Source organism: Legionella pneumophila subsp. fraseri (genome assembly GCF_000586315.1).
GTDB lineage: Bacteria > Pseudomonadota > Gammaproteobacteria > Legionellales > Legionellaceae > Legionella > Legionella pneumophila_B.
Map to the genome: position 1 here is coordinate 1 of NZ_JFIM01000041.1, position 23,221 is coordinate 23,221.

Genomic DNA, 23,221 nt, shown 5'->3' on the forward strand with positions numbered 1-23,221 from the left:
ATGCCGCCGGAATTGGTGATCATTTCGCTCCGGAATACACAAGGGAGTTTAGATAAACTAAATGACTGAATTAAAAACCTTTTTTAACAAAGAGATTGGGGTTTATCGTAAGTCCTGTAATATTCAAATAGTCACAGTGATTTATAATCTGGCGCAAACCGGATTATGCCTCATACACTAAAATTACCTTTCCTCTCTGTTGGTAATATTTACAGGATTTAGGATTTGAATTTGACACGGCTTTATGTCTGATGCGAATGATTCTTGGAGGTGTATTCGATGCGTTTCCCAAATTAAAAATTATGCTGGGACACTTGGGTGAAACCATGCCTTTTTTAATGGAGCGTCTCGATCATTTATACCATATACCAGACTTGAAACCTTATCGACCTTCTATTCAGCGTATTCCCTCAGAGGTATTGCGTCAAAATGTTTACAAAACCACTAGCGGACGTTTTTTTGTTCCCGCCTTACGTTATGTTCTTGAGGTCATGGGAGAAGACAGGGTATTGTTTGCCTCCGATTACCCAATGGAATCCTTACTTGACGCGACTCGATTTATTCAGGATTCTGATTTATCAAACCAAACGAAGCAAAAAATTTTCTCCATAAATGCCAGGAATTTAAACTTTATATGAATCAATCGCTTGCATCATATCAGCAAGGTGCTGATATGATGCAATATTTTTTAACGAAGAATTATTTTATCAGCATCCGCTTCATTGTTTATGGACTCATCACTTGCAATATGGCTCATCCGATGGGTGGAATAAAGCAAATACTTGTTTACCCCTTGACTCATCAACCCCCGTTTGACAACCATTCCCTTATAAGCTTCCTGCCATTTTTCCTGAAAGCTGGGCAAGATATCCCAAATTTTTTGATTTTCCTCCAGAACATCAGCATCTTCTTTTTCAAGTGCAATCTTAAAAGATTGAATGAGAATTTTTTCGATAGTATGAAACATATATTTTTTAGCGCCTTTCCTGACTAAACCATCCTGCCCATCATTTTCATGAGACACAATGGCTTGCAGCGCTTCATTATATAAGCTTATTTGAGAATATCGTAATACTTGTGGTGATGGGAGAAAAAAATATTCTTTTTCGCCTTTCTCATTATAATAAGTAAAACTCAACGTAAATTCTTTCAGCCCTCTCGCATCATCTTTTAATAACTCCTTGGCATACATCATTGTCAAAGTACCACATGAAGTCCTGTCAGCTTGAGGGATTAGCTGTTGCAAGTCCATTGCAGAATATAATTTTAACAAATCAGGTGTAAAAAAATTGCCTTCGATAAAAGGAAAATTCAAATGAAACATCCCTCCAAGATCATGATATCTGATAAGCGCTGTGTTATATAATATCGGTCTTATAGCCTTACCAGGTAAACAGATATAGAGATCGAAATGACATCTCCCACTGGTACGTTGACCAGTAAAAAAATAACCCAAAACCTCTCCTTCTTGCAGTTCATCACAGATATCTTTCATTTCACTTGCGCTTTCCCTGGCAGTTAGCCCCATATAATCAGAATTTCGCTCTATAAATTCATTAATTGTTGCATCAAGTATTCCTTTGCATGACAACCCTTGGCAGGCCTCATTGAGTTGTCTTAATTCTTCCAGGGATAAACCCGAAATGATTTTTCCTTTTGCATCCAGAAATGGCAGAATTTTATTGTGTATTTCTTCGTAAAAACCTATAAATGCCCCCATATGTTTATTGATAGAAAAAGGAGAGTTTGCGCCATTCAGATTAGGTGGTTGAAAAAATATTTGTAAAAACTTGGCGTATTTGAGCTCCAGGAATTGCTGTTTTTGTTGCTCAAAATTAACCTGGCGCTCTCTTATCAGATCCCGATATTTGGGTGTAGTGCCATTAATAATCAAGCGAATACCGTATTTTTCCTGATAATGCTTAACTATTTTTTCGAGATCCAGAACGCTGACTTGATACCCTGGATAAGAACCATCTTGTTCTTTAGCCAAAAACTCAGTTTTACCTTGACTCATTTCATATTTTGTTTTCATAAAAACCCCGGCAGTAGCTTGTATCATTACTAATTCATGAATTTTTCTCATCACCGTGATGATTTTCATTGATTTCATAATGACAACTCCTTGCTCTATCTCAATGAAACAACTGATTATTAAAATAACGTGAGTTAAGGATAAGATAGGTCGTTATCTTCAATCGTTCGGGCTGAGGAGGCATTTATGCCATCTCGAAGCCTTGTATGGAATTTAATGTTTCCTGCCAAGGCTTCGAGACGATGCTTATGCTTCTCCTCAGCCTGAACCCTTGATAACAACTGTGTCTTATATAATCCTTATCCATAAATCACGTTAAAATAATTGTTTTTCATTATGAATTCCTTATAAATTAACAAACCCTCTGCCCAATAAAGACTGGCAGAGACAATGGATATTTCAATTCAGAGACAAAAAGATGGGAAGCGATGGTTTGGTGAGTCACACTTCGCTGAATTAAAGTTAATAAACTACTCTCAATCAATAACCAAATCCGAGAGTAAATCGTTCATCTTCTTTGCCTCAGCGACGAACCCGTTTACTAAATTAAAACTAGGTGTTACACCAGTCCTCCAGATATCCTTGTGGAGAAGATAGGTCGCGGCAAAAAGATCATTTTTTATGATCTTTTAAGTGGGTAAAATTTTAACAATAAAAACTTAAGGATTTATTAATTCGACAAAACTTTTGATTGAGGGCAAGAGGGCACTCAAGGGCATTCACCGGTTAACTAATTGGATGTACTTTATATTTTTCATTGCATGACTTAATCTCAATGAACTATAAAACGAACACTCGCTATGTTATACAGGATGTTTGATTCTTGTTATATGCCAGGATTCATGCCATCACTGTTTGCGGCTGACACAAGCTCTTTTTCCATTTCAGGTTTACATGCTTTCTTATTAGCTTGCCAAAGAAGGATTCTACTGGCCTCAACATCAGCTAAAAGACACTGCTTCTCAGTAAACTCCTCCCAGGTCAAATGACATGGATCTTCAAGTCGATAATCAGCTAAATTGGTTCCCGGAAGTAATTTATTTATAAATTGATCTCCATACAATAGGCATTGGTATACGGAAATAAATTTTTGATACTCGTTAAAAGACAAAGGTTCATACCTTTTACTGCGATGAGTATAAAGAATTAAAAACAGCTCATTCACTGTCATTGTTGATTCAACATCCAGCGCTATTGACTCTGCCCTATTTTTTTTATTAATTATAAGTTTCATTTGCAATCATTAAGTAAAAATTAGCCTTGTCTGCTAGTATAGTTTAAATAGCAATAAATCAATATATAGCTTTGTGAGATTTAAGTGACGTTGAAACACCAAAATTCTATAGAAATCTCACCAAAATAAAATATAAACTGTTTACAAGCGACCTTAAACATAGGCTCTGACTGCAAGTACGCATTTGCTATCACCAGGTCCTATCAAAACTTACAATATGGTACAACGTTGTTTTTTAGTATCCCTGTAACCATTATCATCTTTTCTTTCTTTCCGTTGTTCAGCCCATAGAGTCAAATCCGGTTGATGCATCATCTTCTTGGGAACCATGCAACATTCTATAGAATCATAACTTCCAAAAGTATCAGATTCTGGCTGGTAAGTTTTTTGTTCTGAATAAGTCTTGTTTTTAGGGAAGTGTGTAATAAAACAGGCAGAAGCAATGTCTTGACCTAAGCGTTGCAGCATTCCCTCTTCAATAACTATTCCATCTTTTCTCACTGCAGGGATATGCTTGGCCCCTACTCTGGCAATAACGATAGTATCTTCATCCATCTTATGTAAAATTTGATTACAAAAGCCTTCATTACCCCGTTGTACTCTAACCAAAGATTTTCCATAGAGATGGTAGGCCCAGTAAATACACTGTTCAAGATTACTATATTCTCGTTGTCCTTGTTGTAAACCTAAATCATTTAAACATGCAGCCACTTTTTTTATTGATTTAAGATTTATAAATGGATTGCTGAAATTATCCTCTAATCCATAAACCTCAACATGATTTTTAATTAAAGCAATTAAAGAAGGTTCAACTGTATTTAATTTGCTTAAAGATTCAAGAGTGTAAGGTTCCAAATTATCTAATGCAGTTAAATTTTCATCGAAAAATACAATTTTCTTGTTTATCTTACCTTGTTTTTGCAATTTTAAAATGCAATCGAGACAGTCCTCGCTTGCATAGGAATAATGGTTTTCCCCTATCAAGATGCATTTTTTCCCATTGCTTATTTGTTCCAGAAACCAATCTTCGAATTCCATTAGCACATCTCACTAAAAAGACAATAGAACCACAATTCAATCAAGTTGATCATTATACTTGATAGATAAATAAAGATCAATATGTACTATTTATAGTCTAATTTAATTGTGTGTCTTCCCCGTGTTATTCGGGACTACATGGCGTGGATATGATTTTCTGCCAAAGGGATACACCCGAACTGAAATATAACAAGCACGATAATAATAAAAGGTCTTCTCATCATACACTGCCTATAAATTGAGTATAAAAAACAATCCATTATGAAATTAACATATCAAATAGAACCCGATATTGAGGAAATATTTCAATTTTGACCAAAATAAGAAGTTCAATTCATTTTATCCAGCTTATGCTTATTCCTAAGCACTTACAGCCGCTACAGTGCCAACTGTTTTAGGTGAGTCTGAAAATTTGGTAATTTGAGAAGAAATGTCATCTGCAAAAAATATGAAGTGTTTTTTCTGCTTCTCAACCACAGAATTGCCTTCGCTCTGGCCAATGATAATACCATGACCATGCCATGTTTTGTCAGATGCGTCCTGCTTTAATTGCAGTGAAGTTGAAAGCATTAATGCACGACCTTCCTTATCCATATTAAATACAGCTGAATCCCCTCCTTTTTCCACCATCGTACAAGCAATTTTTTTTTGCTTTACCCATTCCAAAATAAAGGAAATCAAATGTTTTTCTTGAATCCTGGAAGGAGAAATAATTAATTTAACATCGGATAATGAATTGCTTTTTAAAACATATTCCAACATCTCATTTAATATCTTTTCTTTTCGTTTATCATCCTTGTCCGTAGCTTCACTGGACATGTGAGTAAATGCTGCAGAACAACCGCCATCACTGCCATAAATAGCAACAGCAGCACAGGTAGCCAATCCATCGGTAATAAAAGTTTTATTCATACCTTTACTATAGATAACCTCATCCATACCTACATTAACCGCGTTTTTTATAAAGGCAAAACATTGCTCTTTCGCTATCAATTTAAATTTTTTCATTTTTAATATCAGAGTCATTAACCCACCAAATTGGTGTTATTTTCTCCATTTTAAACGAAAAGTGAGTTTTATAAAAAGAAAATCATATAATTTTTATGAAACACTTATCCATGTTAGTATGATGATATGGTTGGTATGGGGCGCAGAATTTACCTGAATTCATCTCTTTGATGAGCTGGCCAATAGCCTATATAATTCTTGTTACCAATCGAAATTAATGGATGAGCAAAGGCTCAACCATAGCTAAGCGAAAGGATACCAATGTTTCAATCAATTCTGATAATTGCTCTAATGACTTTTAGCGTCATCACTCAAGCAGCCCTCCCCGCTGATCCAATCCAACGCTGTTTAGATATTAGAAGGCTCGTGGATATTACCTCAAGACAGAAAATGGCTGCAAAAGAACCAGGGGTATTACGTTTTAAATTTCATAAAATTTCTGCATCAGAGCTGCCATTAGATAATCCTGTGGGTAATATGGATGAAGTTATCCAGGCATTAAATAATCAAATTGAAAACTGCAATAAAAGCTATGGTGAATTTCAGACAGTGACTATTGCTGGTCGTCCATTCAAGCGCCAGGAATGGTGTTTGAATACCAACAAAAAAATGCTCACTCTCGCAAAAGCCGCCCACGGTGATTTTAAAAAATTTTTATCGAGCATCAAAACCGAGTTTGACTGGTACAAAAGCGATGGCTGGCCCGAAAACCATGCCGGATTTAAAAAGGGTGAATTCCAATTTACCGCCTATTACGCTCCTGCCGCTGTTGAGGCTCGCACCAAACGAGGCGGAGCATTTTTGTATCCTCTCTATAGTAACCCGGGGGTTGTCAGTGTTATTTTGGAAAGCAAAAAATATAATTTGAAAACTCCTCTTTGCGGCGTGGATCCGCTTAGCAAAGTGATGCGTGGATTTTGTCTGAAAAATGCGGATGGCACCTACTCTGTAGCACCAGACCGAGAAGAAATTGAGCATGGGGCTTTAAGTCCAAAATATATAATTGGCTATCTTAAAGACCCCAATGACTCTGCTTTTTTAATGCTACAAGGTTCAGGCTCATTACTTCTTGATGGCAAATTATTTCACATCAATTACGACGGTGCCAACGGCAGACCACGCACCATGCTTGGTCGTATAGTCCAATGCGCCCAAGATCCAACCTGTGGTGGCAATCTTGACACAATGGAACGTTGCGCTAAAGATCCAAAATGCCATGATGAAGCAAAATTACGTTGCAACGTATCTAAAAAAATCAGACAAAGCGCTGCATCAGAAAAGCTCATTCGGCAATATCTAAACAAACTCCCCCCTGATAAAGCCGATAACTTGCGAAATCGAGATCAAAGCTATGTATTTTTTGCTAAAGAAGATGGGGGTCCTTATGGCTCAGAAAATATTTCTCTAACCCCCCATGTTTCATGCGCGACCGATCACAGAGTTATTCCTGTTGGAATGAATTTTATCTATCATTGCAAAAAAGCTACTTCATGGTGTGTGGCTCAGGATGCAGGCGGCGCAATTATAGGAGCCCATGTTGACGTCTATAAGGGGGAGGGTGATCAAGCCGGTGTGGAAGCAAATCAACTAAATCACACTGGAACGTTATTTGTGGCACTACCTAAACGAAAATAGAAAGCAGGCATGCAAAATACTTATCAATGCTATTGGGCCTGCTCTGCCCAGTAGCTGGTGGAAAAATAGAGTACAACGTAAGTAAACACATCTCGCTAAAATAACTGTATATCGAGAATTCATACAAAAAACCATCATATCTCTGTTATCTATATTACCTTACTACCGCAAAGAACATTGCATAAAAATCACGGCTTCGTGAGCTTCTGAGAGTGATCAAACAGGCCGGAATTGGTAAACAAATCCGGCCGGAATAGAAATTTATAGCGCCATTTAGAACTTTAGAGTTCTTGAAGCTTCAGACGAATGTTCCAGTTCAACTTGAGCATCAGCATGACTTTGTGCCCTTAAATTTGCAAATTGCTTTCTTAAATTATTGTAAGTTGTCGCCGCTTTATTTTCATCAATAACAGTACGTGCTTCATCTTTATAATATACATTCCCCCTTTTCCCAAAGTAGCGGTGTGAAGCCAATGCTGCTCTTATTGCAATTAATTCTGGAGAAACTTTGTCATTAGAGAAAATTTTACCTCGATCTTCCACAGGTACATTGAGTAATGCCTTTTCTATTCTGTCTGCTTTGGCATTCATACCAACGCTAAATAAACATTTGGCTTCCTTGCGATAATTTGTAATGACTTTGTTAATCGCTTCGGTTACTTTGATTGCATTACTAGTTTCCTCAAGTGATTGTTGTAACGTTACAGAATCCATATCTTTTGTGTTAGCAATTTTTTCATAAGACCCCTTGATAAATTCATCCATTTTTCCATCTTTTGAACCCACTTGATGCCTTGCAAGATTCTCAAGAGAGTCTAATAGTTTTAGCCTTGTCTCATCTTTTCCAAATCGGCAGTATCTTGCAATCTTTTCATTATCCATTTCTAATACTTGACAACAATTCCCTGACTTCAGGTGGCTGCTTGACTGTTTATGAATCCATTTTACAATACTCTGATAATTCTCTTGTTGAGAACCTTGACCCAAAATTGGATTAAAGCCCGTATCAATAAGATTGCCATTCAAATAGCGGTTAATATGCAAAGTCACATTAGCTGGAATTAAATCAGGATTTTTAGAGAAGATCTCATACAGTGGCTTTAATATATCTTCCTTATCATCGTAAAACTCAAAATTAATATTCTCATCAGGATATTTTTGAGCAATATACTGAATCTGTGAATACAGCATTAAAAATTTACTCTCATCACTAATACAATAGAGTGAATTTAGTTGGCCACTAATTGCGGATGTTACTAGTTTCATTAGAGAATCACTGTTTAATGCATTCAAATGATCCAGGCTGCCATTTTGTTTCATTACATGCAGAGCACTGTGATAGGTATCTCCAATTGCGGCATTCTCACAGATTAAATCAGGAACAAGTAATGGATGAAAAGTTGCCCCCATGAAGTCGCACAACTCTTGAGCTACAGGTATAAATAAAGTAGCTGCTCCTGCATTTAAATTGATTAAATCCGCTTTGAGGTTTTGCCTGTTAGAACCAATAAAAACATGGATGGGATCATTATTGCTTTTACTGAGAATACCCTTATTGGTGTTAAATAATTTTTCAGCATCCCAAACTTTTCGTCCATCATTTGTTTGTAATGACTCTTTATATTCCCTATGTGAGATGCATTGATCAAAATCCAAGGATTTAACTGTTATGCTCATTTTCGTCTCCAATGTAACAATAATTATTTTGCTGTTTAATTATTTTACATATTGCACTGTTATTTTGAAAACGAATTTTATTTATAACTGATATCGATATTTTTAATATCATTGAATTTAATCAACAGACTTCAAAACACAAATCCATAGTTCAAAATTATGATGTGTAAATATCTCAGATAGTAATCAGTGCATTTTTTTACCATTCGGAACATGAGGCTCAACGGAAGCAAGGCAGATAGCCCCCTTTTCATCAGAAAAACCAACCAATAGAAATTGAGAGACGAACCCGGCAATATTTTTCTCACCTAAATTCACGCATCCAATTACCATCCGACCTATCAATGTTTCAGGCGTATAATGCACTGTTATTTGCGCTGAGGTTTGGAGAATACCAATATCGGCACCAAAATCCACCCAAACTTTATAAGCAGGTTTCCTGGCTCGTAGGAATGGCTCTGCTTTCACAACTGTACCAGAACGCAAATCGATTTTTTCAAATTCTTCATAAGATATCATCATTTTTACACCTCAACGTTTTGCATAGGCTGTATCGTTACCATCAAATGAATTCGTAGTTTATCAATTTAAAACCAGAGTTAGTTATCTATTTGACGCATTTTCTTTGCTGTTAACGCTTTGGCTCTCCATTGAGATGGGGATTCACCGAATACTTTGCTAAAACGGCGACTGAATGCAGGTAAGTTTTCATAACCTACTTCAAATGCGATTGCTTCAATGGGACAATGTTTCTGAGATAGTAATCTTTTAGCATGGAGTAATTTTTTCATCCGCCAATATTCGGCAATACCACAGCCTAATCTCTGTTTAAAACGGCGCTGCAATTGACTAATGCTTAAATAACAATGTTTCGCTACTCTACTCACGTCCACAGAATCTGCGAAATAAAGATCAATCCAGCGTTTTGCTTTTATAACAAGCGGATCCGATTCAGGTGAAAAAGAATTTGCCGCAAAGTGAAACAATAATTGATTGATTAAAGAGTCTGCAAAAAAATCTCTTTCATTGTGTACTAAATAATGGTGGGTGAATTGGATGAGTTTTTTAGTGCTTGTCGTTAAATTGAGAATATTAGACTCAAAACCTTCATCACGAAGAGGATTTTGAGTAGTAACATCAATAACTAAAAACAGATTTTTTTGACTTCCGGCAAAACAATGTTGTTCATTTGGTGCAATGTATACTCCGATATCATCATTAACGACAGCAGAGTAATGACCTACCGCCAGCTCCATAGAACCTGAAACAGGCAGTACTAATTGGGCATAATCATGTGCGTGACTGCAACTCTCAGTATGGTAAGAACGAAGATCAATACGATTAGTAAGCAACATATTGCTCCCAAGCGAGCCTTTACCCGTAAAAGAAATAGATTATATCATACTTAATTTGAGACCCATTGAGAGAGGTAGTCAGGAAACTTTGGAGCGTTATAAATTTTGACTCACTATATCTCTAGTTTGCTTGTGATGATTTAGTAGAACAAGCCTTGGGTAATTTCTTTGGTTTCAAACGCATTTCTTGCATTAATGCATTACGAAGAATGATGCTATTAGCTTGGGTTGCGCCAGACCAAAAACCGGTAGCGCAGGTATTCGTATTACAATCACCTCCAAAAGTAAAAAAAGCTTGTGATCTCTCTATCTTACAGACACACAAAGCACGTTCTGAATTTTGTGGATCGACTGTACAAGGCATGTCAACGCAATTCGTCCAGGGCAATCCTTCTGGGCAATTCATCGGTCTTTTAAATGCAAAGAGACAACATAAAAAGCCATCATTGCTTACTTCACTCTATTTTAATTAATTTGAAGAATTGTGGCAGTTCTACTGCAAGAAGCGGATCAATTTTTGCAACATAGGGAATATTATCAAACGCAGTTCGTGGATAAATTCTGTCATTGACCCAATGACTTGACCAATTGGACGTGGTTTTAATGCAATCCCTCGCAAAATTCTTTAAATGATATTTTTCTTCTAAACTAAAACAACCTGATAAAAAAATATCCACATAAGATTGCACAATAGGATAATCACTCGAAGGAGCAGCAAGTTGTTTCCCACTCGTTGTATAAATCCAAAACTGCCCTTCAGGTAGATTAATAGAGCTCAGGGCTTGAATGTCATCTCGTAGAACTTTAATTCGGCAATAAGTGTTTTCACGTTTGTCGTAATTCTTAATTTGAGATGGATCGTTTAACTTAAAATAAACCGCATTGATGATACTATTTTTTTTAGGCACTACACCAAGATAAATGGTACTAAATCCAATCGGTGTACCTCGCTCAATCCACCCCCTTTGAAAACCTGATACATAAATAGGGAAGTTTTCCCCTACCATTGAGCTGTCTTCTTTTTTGGATTCTTCTTGCATTAACGATCCATAACCAATGATAAATTGTGGCAGGTTTGGATTAATATTAGGCCTGCAATGCTTGGGCAGTGTAGTAAACTCCTTGGTTGGATTTTTATCATCTGTTAAATTTTTAGAATAACAAAAATAACTCAGTTGAATTAAAAAAATAAAATGAAAAAATCTTACTATAGTATTTTGACGTTTCATTTTTATGATCCTAAAAAATGCATCCGTTGCCAGAATATCCTATAGCCTTTCATCCATCACGTTTCTATCATAAACAACACTCTCGCGACTTATTTAAGAAATCAGGATAGATGCGTTGTAGAAAAGAAAAGCTACCAAGTTACTCTTTGTCAATTTTTCACAAATCCCTTATGGGGAAAAGGTAATAATATAAATAGCTATCTCAAAGATGCCGTATTTGTTCTCTCATGGCTAATACTATTCCCGTAAAAATGATAAAACCTCCGATAATCTGAACAACCCCAGGAATTTCTCCAAGAATTAAATAAGAGAAAACAATGGAGGAAAGGGGTGTCAAGGAGGATGCTATCACGTCATCTGCGACTTTAATATGTTGCAGCCCCAGATAGTTAAAAAACATCCCCATGCCTATAATGATAGGACCATACAATAACATCCACTTCCAAAGAAATGGTGATAAAAGATCCGAAAAATGCCCCCAACCAAACAGTGCTAAAGCAATAAAAAAGAAAAAAACAGCCCCTAATCCCATACGAAAGGTATTAAAAATACCACCTGGTAATATTGTAACAGCATGAAAACTTATCAAGGTGGAAATTGTACTTGAGACAACACCTAAAAATACGCAAATTTCCCCGGAGTATGGTGTAGTTGCAAGAAAATCATAAAGAGGTCCAATCGATGTGATATGGGTGATAGGCTTCTTGTTTGTAGCTGTCCATTGCGGAATAAGAACAATAACACAACTACCTGAGATAGTGATTAATGAAGCTAAAATTAGCCGCATATTAGGTTTTTCAGAAAAAATAAGCCATGCGGCAAATAAAGTTATTGGAGCATTAAGAGTTGAGAGCAGGATTACATTAATAATATTTGCGTACATAATACCGAAAAAAAATAGCGTGGGCGTTAAAAAACCTATAAAAAAAGCGCTGGTAAATAGCCATGCCCAATCTTTGCTGGTTAACGTCTTGAAATTGAATGTTCTAAAATTCTTATACTGGGTTAATAATAGTGTTAGAGCTCCCATTAGACTCCCTATAAAGAGAAGATTACAAAATGAGATGGGATTACGTCCATGGATAGTGACGTTATTACCAAGTTGAATAAGTTTGGCAACGACAGGCTCATCCGCACTTAATATAATATAGCTGATTATTATAAAAACTATTCCTTTACGTCTGGCCGTGTTCTTCATTATTCCCTGTACTTAAAAATTTCCTTAGCATCATTGTAAAATATTTGCATTTCATGGTCACGAACCTCAGGGGCGTGGCTTAATTCATTCTCTGCCAATATCATTTCCCTGAGACAATTCGTTTATAACCTGCTTTTCTGCATCTCTCTTAAAATTTGGAAAGTGAACAAACCAGAGTTTGATGTGAATAACAACAACCGGCAATCCCGTAGTGAGCTTCATAAATCCAAAGGGTTAACGAGCGTTAAGGGTCAGATCCGATTTACTCTTGAATCTAACCCAAAATTAATTTTTTTGAAGTAAATAAATCCGGGTAATATTTCATAGTTATTCTTTATTGTATTTGATTTTGGTTTATGAACTTTAAATAGCGTACCAGACATTGTAGACTAACTCTGGTCCTACTATGATTAATGATTGAGCACATGACAACAACAACTATAACTTCTCCTCAAGAAATGAGGTATATTGATCTATCTTCTGGTTATTTTTACTACTCTTCTCGTATTCTTGCTTTCGTTACATGGCTTAGTTGTGGCTTATTCGGAATTTACATACTTTTTTTTTACGCAAACTCTCTAATATCCGGCTCTGCCTCTCGTTGGAACAATGTATTACCTAATCTTTATATCAAATCACACACCGCTTCAACTTTAGGCATTGCCATTCACTTTACTGCAGGCGGTATTATTCTTGCGATGGGATTTTTACAGTTACTCAGCATCATTCGCCATCACGCCCCCGGGATACACCGCTGGTTAGGGCGCATCTATGTCATTGCTGCCGTTCTTGCAGGAATAGGCGGATTGACTTTCATCGCCTCAACCGGAACTATCGGTGGCCTTGTGATGAATATCGGCTTTGGTCTTTATGGTTCATTAATGATTTTGTGTGCCTTACAGGCTTACCGTTATGCTAGACAATTAAAATTCGATAACCATCAAGCTTGGGCCATTCGTCTGTTTGCACTTGCGATCGGCTCATGGCTCTACAGGATGGAATACGGCTTCTGGTTTCTCATGACAAATAAACTATGGCATACCCAAACATTTCATGGCCCTTTTGATTTTGTGATGGCATTCTTCTTCTATCTGCCCAATTTGTTGGTCGCTGAAGCCTATTTGCGAGGCCGCTCGACACAGGTCGGTCAAGTTTCCAGATTCATTACTGGAACCGTTATGAACTTGGCTAGCGTTTTATTAACAGTAGCCACCTATTTTTTCGCTACACAATATTGGTTACCAGCAATTTGGGGACATGGCATTAGATAGCAAGCTTAGCCCGGTTGCTTTAAAAACCTCATCATTTATAGCGATGAAGATATCAAAACCGTTCTGCTCTCTAAAGTAGGGCTGCTATTGGGCTCAAGAATACACTCTTCACTCAACCTTGCATCAAAAAATCTTAGCCCTGCTTGCCTGATATTTGAATCATAAGGCTTGGGAGATTTTTCTGATGTTGGTAATAGAGTATTATTTTGCAGTGCATCTGAAGTATGGCTTTGACTTATTTTTTCTATCAATGGCTTCTCCATCTGCGAAGGACATTGAGTCGATTTTTTTCTGTCAAAAACGGTAGGCCAGGTAAAAGCTATCGATACGAAGACTAAAATGACTGGAGACAATATTGCCATGGTAACGGTTAATGCAAATTTTGCCCCTATTGTTTCTCCCAGCGTTTCACCAATATGAATCCCGCTTCGGATTCCACCGGCAACAGAATAAGCAAGAGAATCACCTATCAATGCAAATAATTTGAGCATATTGATAGCTCCATGCATTATCTTTTGCGCTCTTGTTAGGTTTTCTTCCGGTGGTTGGTATATTGATTCAAATTTTTCTTTTAGATCGACATACGTTTTCGGGTTAAAGACTTTATATACTTGTGAAAAAGTATTGACAACCATCGTTGTTGAAGTACATATCATGGCAATAAAATGTGCTAAAAGGGTATCAGGAGTCGCACCTAAAGCATTGAAAAGCTTATTAACCCCTGAGACCGTTGTAAACCAAGTTAGCGTCGCATAAACAGCCAAAAAGACCGTACTTACCATTCCTAATAAAACACATCGTAAAAGACCATAGGGTTTTTGGTAATCTTCAATAAAAAGATTTTTAAATTTTGTATAATTTTCACGTATGCCCACGGCTTGAAACGAATAAAAAGAGACAGCTGCAACCACAGACAACCCAATTGTAAGTATCAAAACCAGAGGGTTAGAGATTAGCATGCCTGCCCCCAAAAACGTGAGAAGTCCTACGAGGCCAGCATATCCAGAAATGCCTGCAGAAATGCACGCCAACAAGGTCACGATACCAAAAAATAATTTCTGGCCTCTATCGAGTATCGTTTTTTCTTTTATATTTTCTTCAAGGGTCTTAAACGTTTTTTGTTTTTGAGGCTGAAAGCCGGCACTATCAAGCATGGCTTTCCCGCGACTTAATAAACAAACTACTCCATTACATAAGGAAAGTACTATCGCCAAGCCGAGGCTAAGGCCAAAAGGAGCTCCTAAAGTACTTAATAATCCCAGGCAAAATACCATACACAGCGCCATGGAGGTAACGACCTTGCCAATGATCAATGGCACTCCTTTTATCAGCCTATTTCTATTTTGAGCTGGTGTTCTCGCAAATTCCTGGCCATTGCTAGAGCAGGTAGCAATTTGTAAGACTTCTTGCTTGGATAATCTTTTTCCACCTGAAAGTATCTCTCCCCACTTAAAGGTAAGGAAACTCCAAAAATAGTGAGAAAAAGGACGATTAAGAAGATCTGTTATGCGAAGATCCCCATTTAAAATGGCTTGTTGGACTTTTTGCGATTCTTCTTCAGTAAATTGATATTGGTTGAAAGACGTAATAATCCAATCTTTTTGAGTACGAAATTTTCTTCTTAAAACCATTATGACTTCGGGACGCTTATGATCAGCAAAATCGATTTGATCTTGTTCTAATAAACTAACTATTTCTTTCATTCCAATAAATCCTTTTTTAATACAAACTGCGTAGCTTATTTATAATTTCACAAGAATTCCATTAAATTTTTATTTTAGTTATCAATAGGTATGATCCTATTAAATTTTCATTAGAAAGATTTGACATACTTTGCGAGTTACATTCTAATCATGTTTTTTTCATGATCATGGACAATCATGGCATTTTTGAGTTTTCTAAAACCTGCTCCTTATCTTGATGAAATTCAAGATAAAACCGTTGTTAAACGGCAATATCGTTATTGGCGTATTCGCACCTTTTATGCAATGTATATAGGGTATGCGTTGTTTTATTTTACGCGAAAGAGTTTTACCTTCGTGATGCCTGCATTGCAAAGCACCTTAGGGATGACTAAAACTGAACTGGGAATGATCGCCAGCATTTTGAGTTTAAGTTATGGCATCAGCAAATTTTTGAGTGGAATTCTTGGTGATAAATCTAACCCTCGTTATTTAATGGCGATCGGGCTGATTTTGACTGGTGTTTTTAATATTTTGTTTGGATTGTCTTCCACCTGGTGGTTATTTGCTATTTTTTGGGGATTGAATGGTTGGTTTCAAGGGTGGGGCTGGCCAGGATGTACTAAATTATTGACACATTGGTATTCTCAATCCGAACGTGGTCGTTGGTGGAGTCTTTGGAATACATCACATAACGTTGGTGGGGCATTAATTCCATTGATTGTTGCTGTTTGTGCGCAATATTTCGGCTGGCGTTCTGCCATGTTTGTGCCTGGGATCATTTGCATTTTAGGAGGTGTTTTTTTAATCAATCGTTTAAGAGATACTCCACAATCCCTTGGTTTACCTGCGATAGAGCAATATCATGAAGACTTTTCTGGTTTCGCAAATCACCACAAAGAAAAAACAGAACTCTCAGTCAAAGAAATTCTTTGGAATTATGTGTTATGCAACCAATATATTTGGATACTGTCCATTTCTTATTTGTTTATTTACATTGTTCGAACGGCCATTAATGATTGGAGCATGTTGTATTTAACGGAAGTGAAAGAGTATTCCTTAATCACTGCAGGCAGTTGTGTCATATGGTTTGAGGTTGGTGGTTTTTTTGGAAATCTGGTTGCCGGTTGGTCTTCTGACAAAATATTTCAAGGTAAACGCAATCCAATCAACGTTCTCTTTACTGCAGGCGTATTTGCCACTTTGTTGCTGTTTACGTTAACCAGGGCATATACACCATTCCTCGATGCTTTGTTTCTTTTTTTCTTTGGTTTTTTTATCTTTGGACCACAAATGATGATTGGTATGGCCTGTGCGGAATTAGCACATAAAAAAGCAGCGGCGACTGCAACTGGCTTTGCCGGATTTTTTGCTTATTGTTTAGGTGCTGTTCTGGCTGGTGCTCCTTTGGGTGCAATTATCAAAAATTACGGCTGGGATAATTTCTTCCTCACATTGTTTGTTTGCTGCTTGATTCCATTATTTTTGATGCTGCCGCTCTGGCATGTGAAAGTTAATCCGAAGTATCGTCAATCAGAATTTTCAGGCAAATCTGAGTTTGCTTAGTGATTGGCTTCGACTCTACCCCAAATAAAGGGGTATTTTAATCAAGTTAGCAAGTGTTTCCGGAATGAGCAATCAAGTGCGGCAGGAATCGGCGCTCATTTCGCTCCAGAAATACACAGCTAACCCAATTACGAAGCCCTTATTGCATAGGATTATGTCTTGCAAATCTGTTTTGCGGTCTATTGTCATATTCCTGTCGTTTGGCAGGATCAATTAAAATATTATAGGCTACCCCAAGTTTCTTAAAACGTTCCGTTCGTGCTTCTATATTTTCACCTGCTTGTATTCTATCAGGATGCCAAGCCATTGCTAACTTTTTATAGGCTTTTTTTATCTCTCCCAAGCTTGCATCTTCGTTAACGCCTAATACTTTATAGGGATTAAATTTTATTTCATCTCTATTCGCGAATCTGAAATATTCCTCAGTCTCGTTAACTTGGGGTTGTTGTGCAAAAAATCGATTTTTTCTCTGATTTCGATTATGAAAATATTGATCATAAATTTCTTTAATCCTGGGATCATTCAAGTTTTCAGAAGTAAAAAGTGACGCATGACGTGGCCGCGTTTGATGATAGAAACGATCATTATCTTTATGTGCAAGCATAATTTTAGCAACTGTGAAAGGTGTAAATAAATTTATCAATCTCGAATTTATAAATTGAATAGCAATGCCAGGATCGTTTTCTAGCGCGTTAATAAGCATAGGATTATCTAAAGCAATAAGTTGAGGATTATGAGGGGTAAATGGAGGTACGTTTTGTAGCTTTAGGTGTGCTCTATGATTTAAAAGTAAGTCTGTCGCTTGCTTGACAGAAAATAATGACATGTTTTCATAAGAATTCATAAATGCTATTGCTGCATTTGCATTTTCAGTAGCCATTAAGAAATTAAATAATAACTCAACATGATTAGGATGTTTAATGAAATATTTTTTGTAAGCTCTTGCGTTAGCTGGATCAGTGGCTTTAATTAATAATTGCTGATAGATCTCTTTAACTTGAGGATCTTTTAAGCTTTTTTCACTAAAAGCATACTCATGACGTGCTAAAGTATGACTGAAAAAGCTGATATTATCTCGGTGAGTTAGTAAGATTTTAGCAAATTCTAAAGGGCTTAATAAAGCACCAAGTCTAGAGTTTATAAATCTTGCAGCTTCAGCAGAATCACCTTTTAACCCTTCAATAATAGTGGGGTTGTCCATCGAAATAAAGCGTGGGTTATCTGCATCGAATAAAGAAAATTGTTGGCCTATATTTGCCCTGTGTTTGAAAAGCACAGCTATAGCTTGCTTAGGAGATAATAAAGACATTACTTTGTTGGAACTCATGAATACTTTAGCGACATCATAGTTTTGCATTGCTGCTTCAAAAATATAGGGCTTATCTTTAAAAAAATTAAAAACCTCATTATTTTCTATATTATCTTTAATGAATTGCGCATGGGTTTCATTAATTTGACTTTCTAAACGCTCAATTTCAGACAGTGCTTTTTTAATGCTCGCCTCTTCTCTATTTGCTTCTCCATCTTTTTCTGCAGTTTGGAGGCTTTTAAATGGAGTTGTAGTAAACAATGATGCTATTGAGAATTCAATATTATTAAAAGTTAAACAACTTAAATCCACCTCTTTTCCTGTATTTAATGCATGCTCCAGAGCAGATTTATCAGGATACTCCACTTTAAATAGCACCCAACCTTTTTTATCTGAATCATAAGAAGCAATAGCGTACCTAAACTCATTCATCTTATGCTCAGAATCAAATATCCTACCTTTTTTAATGTTTTGAATTTGAGGATTGTCGATATCAGTGAGTTGATTTGAAAAAATATAAAATATGCTCATTAGTATTCCATGATGATAAAATAGAGGTCAATTTTATTAAAGTTAACAATAATAGTCAATTAACAGTCAAATTTATCTCGGGAAATAACATCGTTTACAAAACATTCGTCGGTCGGGCCTTGATGTTATTCTCCAAACTGATTCATTGTCTGTAATGTGTCAAAGCAAGCCCAATCACTGCTTATAATTCCTTTTTGAATATATCTATGAATACTGGAGTATTTCCAATCAGATGCTTTTTGGACATAGCCATGCTTCACGGGGTTAAAATGAATATAACAAGGCTTATGAAAAGCTCCTTAGGTATAGAGATATCCTTGATGTGATACGATAAGAGGTTATACCGCAAAATTTGTTGGTACATATTCATCCAAAAATATATAATCCATAAAATCCATGATGAAGGCAAATGGTAAAAATGTGTTACCCATTGACGATTTTCTTTGCAAGAAATATCTTTGTTTCTCGTGACCTATTAATTACATATATTTAAAATTAAGTTATTTATAAAGGTCATCTCGGTAACATTTAAAACTTATATTTAAAATATCTGTAGCGGAAGAAGATAACTTTATGAATTATTATTCGATTTTATTGACTATTAAACGACTCATTACCGGTTTACTCCCCATACTACTGGTTGCTTGTGCGCACCAGCAATCTAATGGCCCGGATCACTATGTGATCAAGGGGAAAACATATCATATAATGAAATCTGCCAAAAATTACAAAGCAAAAGGAATTGCTTCCTGGTATGGGTCACACGCTCGACATAAAAAAACATCGACAGGAGAGCGCTACAACATGTATGCAATGACAGCAGCTCATCCAACACTCCCCATTGCTACACGAGTACGGGTAAAAAACCTGAATAATGGACGATCGATTGTAGTTCGGATTAATGATCGAGGTCCTTTTTTATCGAACAGGATTATTGATTTATCCTATGCTGCTGCTAAAAAACTCGGTATAAAAGGCATTGCTCCTGTTGAAATTGAAGTCGTTTGAAATGGCTAAGAAATATGGCTTACTCAAGATTCAGTACTGAACAAATCTTGCTTTTTGCCTATCGAAGCAGTTTGGGGTCATTTTTAGAGAAAGCAAAAAGCAAGATCTCACCACTTGGCCCTATAGCGTTAACATTCAGATTAATTTAATCATCTTGGTAATCAGCATGTTTCTAAAATTTTTATTACTTGGTTTTATGCTTTATCCATTTGAGTATTCGTTGGCCAGCATACCAAAAGATGTGATTGAATCTTGTAAAAAGGGCTTCGCAGTTGGTGGTGCGATTGTAGTCACGGATCTCGGAAATATAGGTCTTATTAAAGATTCAAATGATAAATGTAATAACCATTATTTAACTGAATATAAAGATAAATATTATGGTTTTACTTCCTGCTATGATAAATCTTATTTTATTATAGATAAGAAAAAATATGCTATTGCTGATGCAGTTGTCGAATCAGAAAAGCCTTATGAGCCTAGTTTAGCAATTTTGACTGATGGGACTTATTGGCTAAAAATCGATGATTCGCAGCGATCATATTTATGTGTACGCAGCCCTTCAGATGATTTTGGTGGCGAATGGAATCGGAGCATAGCCCTTTCACAATTTTATATTGCTGCCAATGCATTTGATAAAAAAGGACCGGTGAAATTATATTTCTATTATTATCATCCTGAATTGATGAATTGTATGCCGGCTGCTCCTATATGCGCTAATCAAAAAATCTGTCAGCGAAAAATGTATCTTTGCCCACAGCAAGTGTAGCAACTGTCTTGATTTTTAATTCAAGACGGTTGCTAAGCTTGCTGCATAATTGATGAGAAATTATGAATGTTTCTATTTCATTGCATTAGATATCGTGTGAAGCAGTCATTAGAGGAAATTTTAAATCCTTCCTTATTACAATTATTAATTGTAATAATACTGCTGTTGTGTAACATTATATTCCTCTTCTTCATCGTTGTAATACGATTGCATTTCTGTAGGCTGGTTATGTCTATCCTTTTCTTTGTAATAAGCTCTTTCCAAAAAACGAAGTTGCTCACGTTCAACTTCTAATCTTGTTTGGTCGCTCTGAGACTGTCCATCGCGTTCATTATTTTTGTCATTATTTGTAGAAACGTATAAAGTCATCTGACCCAACATATTTCGGGTGCTATCTGGGCAAGTCCCTGCTTCTTGTTGCAATTCAAATTTGGCTTTTAGAAATAACTCTTTCCATGCTACTAGAGCTTCTTTCATAAGAGGCATGCGATCGATAGCATCTAATTTTGATAGGCTACTAATAATTGCAGTGGCTTTTAGATGTGACATAGAGCCTAACTTCCAAATTCCAGCACGCAAAGCTGTGTCATGGCTTAAGGCTAAAAGATATAAAAGATCAACCCCATTATACTTGTTTAACGAAGTTAACTTATGATGCGCTATGAAATCTATAAAATCTTGTCCTAAGAGTATGTCTTCTCTCGTAGTTAAAAGAGATAACTTGTATTGCGAAGAAAAAATAATATTAGCAACAGCCTGATAATGAGCACTTTTTTCCAGTGATTTTACATCAATGGGAAATGAATGAGAAATCAATTCATCAATAGAATTTGTCAAATGAATCTGGGCATTTTTTTCATAGAAATAACGCATTTATTTTCCTTTTTAAAAAGTTAGAGTGAAATTAATATAAATACTTAATTTGCCCAATAATTATAATTTATTAACATATAGAGTTAAAATAAAACATTTGTATGTATGTTATATAATATTTTTATATTCTTAAAGTGTGATATATGATTAAGCACATGCCGATTTTTCAAAAAAGGTTTCAATACGGAGCTAAGGGGTGAGATCTTGCTTTTTGCTTTCTCTAAAATTCCCCAAAACTACATTGATAAGCAAAAGGCAAGATCTGACCCGAATGGCACTCACCATGAAAACCAAAATAGTACCTACGTTTCTGTATGAAGGGCTTGGCTTTCCTATCGAATTAGGAAACGTAGAGACAGTTAAGTTCAATCGCGAATGGCTTCCCAAAATTGATCTCCAATATATTGCCGATGAGGTAATAAAAAAATTAGCATTCAAGAAGAGAGATTAACTGGCAATCAAGTTAAATTCATTTACTCCTATTTTTCCATGCCGCTACGTGAATTTGGTAAAACCATGGTTCATGAATCCCATACCGCTGTCCGCAAATGGGAAAGTCATGGGAATGAAAATACCGAACATGTATTACGACTCTATATTATCGAATAAACACAAACCAAGACTAAAGCTAATCAAAAGAATTTTTATTCAAACTTTAAAAGAAGCCGGGCTTTTGTGAATGCTGAACACAAAAATCCCAAACCGCTTCAATTAAATCTCTGCACATAATTGCTTACCCTGAATACGGCTAGAGTCGCGGCAAGAGTGACGGCTAGAGTTAAACCAAGTTTTGTTAGTGCAATATATCCTGGCCAGTGATAAATTGTCGCCGGCTTAAAAGTTAACTTCATATCGTTCAATTTATGACAGAGAAAAAAATGCTTCTAAAATATCTAATTGCAATTATGTTTTTAATGAGTAGTTCGTTACTTTTTGCTCAATTGCCCAAGGAAATTGTGGTGTCATGCCATGAAGGAGAGACTCCTAATGACAGTGTTAGTTACATGTATCTTCCTGGTAATTTACGGATCTTGGCGTCTATTTCAAAAATTCCTACTAATAGTAGTATTAGCTATATGCACCTTCCTGGCGGCTTTGATTATAAGAAAATTAAAGGTAGCGAAGAACGTTATGAATTTGACGTCAATATGCGTCACTTTAGTATAGAAGATAATCAATATTTTGTAAGAGATAATAGTTGGATAAAATTATCCGATGCGATTAATCATTCAAATCACCCTATTGCTAAGCCAGGGAATATAAATAATCCAATGATGATAGCAAAGATTACGTTTAATAAAAAAGATTATCTTTGTATATCTGGCTCTTTATTTGTAAATGGCTCATTAGCTGCAGTTGGTGAATATTATATTGTTGAAAATGCTTTTGATTATGACAAAAAATTACAGTTATATTATTATTTTTTTGATAAAGAATTTGTTGAGATGGTGCGAATCAGAGATAATTGGGATGGCTAATTTAAACATAATCAGTTAGCACTTAATATAACCCATCGTTCTTTAATCAAATAAATTAAAACTAATCTTATATCTCTAATAAACTCTGATAAAGGACATGCAACAAATGATAAAAACAATCATTCACCTTAAATAAAAACTCACTAAAAAAACAGTTAATCACTATTATTTTTTATGAATGCTGTTTGCCCCCTTCAATTAAATTTATGCGCATAACTACTTATCCCAACTCTCAAAGATATAGCTAGCACTAAATTAGGATAAGTTCAATGCAGTATGTGAATCGTGTGTATTCCGGAGCGAAATGATCACCAATTCCGGCGGCATT

General features: G+C 36.1%; 19 protein-coding genes and 1 pseudogene. 7 read left to right on the forward strand and 13 right to left on the reverse strand.

Annotated elements, in window-relative coordinates; genetic code table 11:
- Positions 1-251 precede the first annotated feature (251 nt).
- Complete coding sequence (locus tag CC34_RS01000000116320; protein WP_229309772.1) at positions 252-638, forward strand: amidohydrolase family protein; 387 nt, start codon at positions 252-254, stop codon at positions 636-638.
- Positions 639-688: 50 nt separating this feature from the next.
- On the opposite strand, the gene CC34_RS0109245 is transcribed toward CC34_RS01000000116320, so the two are convergent.
- The 4 genes from CC34_RS0109245 to CC34_RS0109260 form a co-directional block, all read right to left on the reverse strand.
- On the reverse strand, positions 689-2,035 hold the full coding sequence (locus CC34_RS0109245; protein WP_028379431.1) for a lpg2538 family Dot/Icm T4SS effector: 1,347 nt from the start codon (positions 2,033-2,035) through the stop codon (positions 689-691).
- A gap of 826 nt (positions 2,036-2,861) precedes the next feature.
- On the reverse strand, positions 2,862-3,269 hold the full coding sequence (locus tag CC34_RS0109250) for a hypothetical protein (RefSeq protein ID WP_027228149.1): 408 nt from the start codon (positions 3,267-3,269) through the stop codon (positions 2,862-2,864).
- Between the two features lie 210 nt (positions 3,270-3,479).
- Positions 3,480-4,313 carry a hypothetical protein gene (locus CC34_RS0109255; RefSeq protein ID WP_080272196.1) on the reverse strand — a complete coding sequence of 278 codons (834 nt, stop codon included), beginning with the start codon at positions 4,311-4,313 and terminating at the stop codon, positions 3,480-3,482.
- A 354-nt stretch (positions 4,314-4,667) separates the two neighbouring features.
- On the reverse strand, positions 4,668-5,333 hold the full coding sequence (locus CC34_RS0109260) for a hypothetical protein (RefSeq protein WP_028379432.1): 666 nt from the start codon (positions 5,331-5,333) through the stop codon (positions 4,668-4,670).
- A gap of 243 nt (positions 5,334-5,576) precedes the next feature.
- Between CC34_RS0109260 and CC34_RS0109265 the strand changes: the two genes are divergently transcribed.
- Entirely contained in the window at positions 5,577-6,950 is a 1,374-nt protein-coding gene (locus CC34_RS0109265) for an MltA domain-containing protein (protein WP_028378669.1), read from the forward strand.
- Between the two features lie 273 nt (positions 6,951-7,223).
- Here CC34_RS0109265 and CC34_RS0109270 read toward each other — a convergent pair whose 3' ends face one another.
- The 6 genes and pseudogenes from CC34_RS0109270 to CC34_RS0109295 form a co-directional block, all read right to left on the reverse strand.
- The gene (locus CC34_RS0109270) at positions 7,224-8,639 is read right to left on the reverse strand and encodes a hypothetical protein (protein ID WP_080274184.1); all 1,416 of its coding nucleotides are present in this window, start codon (positions 8,637-8,639) and stop codon (positions 7,224-7,226) included.
- A gap of 174 nt (positions 8,640-8,813) precedes the next feature.
- Complete coding sequence (locus tag CC34_RS0109275) at positions 8,814-9,149, reverse strand: tRNA-binding protein (RefSeq protein ID WP_028379433.1); 336 nt, start codon at positions 9,147-9,149, stop codon at positions 8,814-8,816.
- A 77-nt stretch (positions 9,150-9,226) separates the two neighbouring features.
- Positions 9,227-9,982: a helix-turn-helix domain-containing protein gene (locus CC34_RS0109280; RefSeq protein WP_028378671.1), complete on the reverse strand. Its 756-nt coding sequence runs from the start codon at positions 9,980-9,982 to the stop codon at positions 9,227-9,229.
- Between the two features lie 121 nt (positions 9,983-10,103).
- A pseudogene (locus tag CC34_RS01000000116325) lies at positions 10,104-10,406 on the reverse strand (hypothetical protein); the annotation flags it as partial.
- Between the two features lie 31 nt (positions 10,407-10,437).
- Entirely contained in the window at positions 10,438-11,211 is a 774-nt protein-coding gene (locus CC34_RS0109290; protein ID WP_028379434.1) for a gamma-glutamylcyclotransferase family protein, read from the reverse strand.
- 202 nt (positions 11,212-11,413) lie between these two features.
- Positions 11,414-12,409, reverse strand: coding sequence for a DMT family transporter (locus tag CC34_RS0109295; RefSeq protein ID WP_028379435.1), 996 nt, complete (start codon positions 12,407-12,409; stop codon positions 11,414-11,416).
- Positions 12,410-12,834: 425 nt separating this feature from the next.
- Between CC34_RS0109295 and CC34_RS0109305 the strand changes: the two genes are divergently transcribed.
- Complete coding sequence (locus CC34_RS0109305) at positions 12,835-13,680, forward strand: DUF2306 domain-containing protein (RefSeq protein ID WP_028379436.1); 846 nt, start codon at positions 12,835-12,837, stop codon at positions 13,678-13,680.
- Between the two features lie 35 nt (positions 13,681-13,715).
- Here CC34_RS0109305 and CC34_RS0109310 read toward each other — a convergent pair whose 3' ends face one another.
- Positions 13,716-15,383 carry a lpg2552 family Dot/Icm T4SS effector gene (locus CC34_RS0109310; protein WP_028379437.1) on the reverse strand — a complete coding sequence of 556 codons (1,668 nt, stop codon included), beginning with the start codon at positions 15,381-15,383 and terminating at the stop codon, positions 13,716-13,718.
- Positions 15,384-15,560: 177 nt separating this feature from the next.
- Here CC34_RS0109310 and pgtP point away from each other — a divergent pair, with 177 nt between their 5' ends.
- Positions 15,561-16,928 (forward strand): MFS transporter, encoded by a 1,368-nt coding sequence (pgtP, locus tag CC34_RS0109315; protein WP_028379438.1) that lies wholly within the window; start codon positions 15,561-15,563, stop codon positions 16,926-16,928.
- A 139-nt stretch (positions 16,929-17,067) separates the two neighbouring features.
- Here pgtP and CC34_RS1000000116745 read toward each other — a convergent pair whose 3' ends face one another.
- Positions 17,068-18,768: a J domain-containing protein gene (locus CC34_RS1000000116745; protein WP_050598216.1), complete on the reverse strand. Its 1,701-nt coding sequence runs from the start codon at positions 18,766-18,768 to the stop codon at positions 17,068-17,070.
- A gap of 573 nt (positions 18,769-19,341) precedes the next feature.
- Here CC34_RS1000000116745 and CC34_RS0109330 point away from each other — a divergent pair.
- Positions 19,342-19,776 (forward strand): septal ring lytic transglycosylase RlpA family protein, encoded by a 435-nt coding sequence (locus CC34_RS0109330; protein ID WP_028378675.1) that lies wholly within the window; start codon positions 19,342-19,344, stop codon positions 19,774-19,776.
- A 166-nt stretch (positions 19,777-19,942) separates the two neighbouring features.
- On the forward strand, positions 19,943-20,542 hold the full coding sequence (locus tag CC34_RS0109335) for a hypothetical protein (RefSeq protein WP_027228162.1): 600 nt from the start codon (positions 19,943-19,945) through the stop codon (positions 20,540-20,542).
- 144 nt (positions 20,543-20,686) lie between these two features.
- Here CC34_RS0109335 and CC34_RS0109340 read toward each other — a convergent pair whose 3' ends face one another.
- On the reverse strand, positions 20,687-21,415 hold the full coding sequence (locus tag CC34_RS0109340; RefSeq protein WP_027228163.1) for a hypothetical protein: 729 nt from the start codon (positions 21,413-21,415) through the stop codon (positions 20,687-20,689).
- 863 nt (positions 21,416-22,278) lie between these two features.
- Here CC34_RS0109340 and CC34_RS0109350 point away from each other — a divergent pair.
- Entirely contained in the window at positions 22,279-22,893 is a 615-nt protein-coding gene (locus tag CC34_RS0109350) for a hypothetical protein (protein ID WP_229310341.1), read from the forward strand.
- Positions 22,894-23,221 lie beyond the last annotated feature (328 nt).

Coding starts and splice junctions, on each gene's coding strand:
- CC34_RS0109350 (WP_229310341.1), top strand. CDS start 22,279: ATGACAGAGAAAAAAATGCTTCTAAAATATCTAATTGCAATTATGTTT.
- CC34_RS0109250 (WP_027228149.1), bottom strand. CDS start 3,269: ATGAAACTTATAATTAATAAAAAAAATAGGGCAGAGTCAATAGCGCTG.
- CC34_RS0109295 (WP_028379435.1), bottom strand. CDS start 12,409: ATGAAGAACACGGCCAGACGTAAAGGAATAGTTTTTATAATAATCAGC.
- CC34_RS0109265 (WP_028378669.1), top strand. CDS start 5,577: ATGTTTCAATCAATTCTGATAATTGCTCTAATGACTTTTAGCGTCATC.
- CC34_RS0109340 (WP_027228163.1), bottom strand. CDS start 21,415: ATGCGTTATTTCTATGAAAAAAATGCCCAGATTCATTTGACAAATTCT.
- pgtP (WP_028379438.1), top strand. CDS start 15,561: ATGGCATTTTTGAGTTTTCTAAAACCTGCTCCTTATCTTGATGAAATT.
- CC34_RS0109280 (WP_028378671.1), bottom strand. CDS start 9,982: ATGTTGCTTACTAATCGTATTGATCTTCGTTCTTACCATACTGAGAGT.
- CC34_RS0109330 (WP_028378675.1), top strand. CDS start 19,342: ATGAATTATTATTCGATTTTATTGACTATTAAACGACTCATTACCGGT.
- CC34_RS0109290 (WP_028379434.1), bottom strand. CDS start 11,211: ATGAAACGTCAAAATACTATAGTAAGATTTTTTCATTTTATTTTTTTA.
- CC34_RS0109310 (WP_028379437.1), bottom strand. CDS start 15,383: ATGAAAGAAATAGTTAGTTTATTAGAACAAGATCAAATCGATTTTGCT.
- CC34_RS0109335 (WP_027228162.1), top strand. CDS start 19,943: ATGTTTCTAAAATTTTTATTACTTGGTTTTATGCTTTATCCATTTGAG.
- CC34_RS0109305 (WP_028379436.1), top strand. CDS start 12,835: ATGACAACAACAACTATAACTTCTCCTCAAGAAATGAGGTATATTGAT.
- CC34_RS01000000116320 (WP_229309772.1), top strand. CDS start 252: ATGCGAATGATTCTTGGAGGTGTATTCGATGCGTTTCCCAAATTAAAA.
- CC34_RS1000000116745 (WP_050598216.1), bottom strand. CDS start 18,768: ATGAGCATATTTTATATTTTTTCAAATCAACTCACTGATATCGACAAT.
- CC34_RS0109275 (WP_028379433.1), bottom strand. CDS start 9,149: ATGATGATATCTTATGAAGAATTTGAAAAAATCGATTTGCGTTCTGGT.
- CC34_RS0109260 (WP_028379432.1), bottom strand. CDS start 5,333: ATGACTCTGATATTAAAAATGAAAAAATTTAAATTGATAGCGAAAGAG.
- CC34_RS0109245 (WP_028379431.1), bottom strand. CDS start 2,035: ATGAAAACAAAATATGAAATGAGTCAAGGTAAAACTGAGTTTTTGGCT.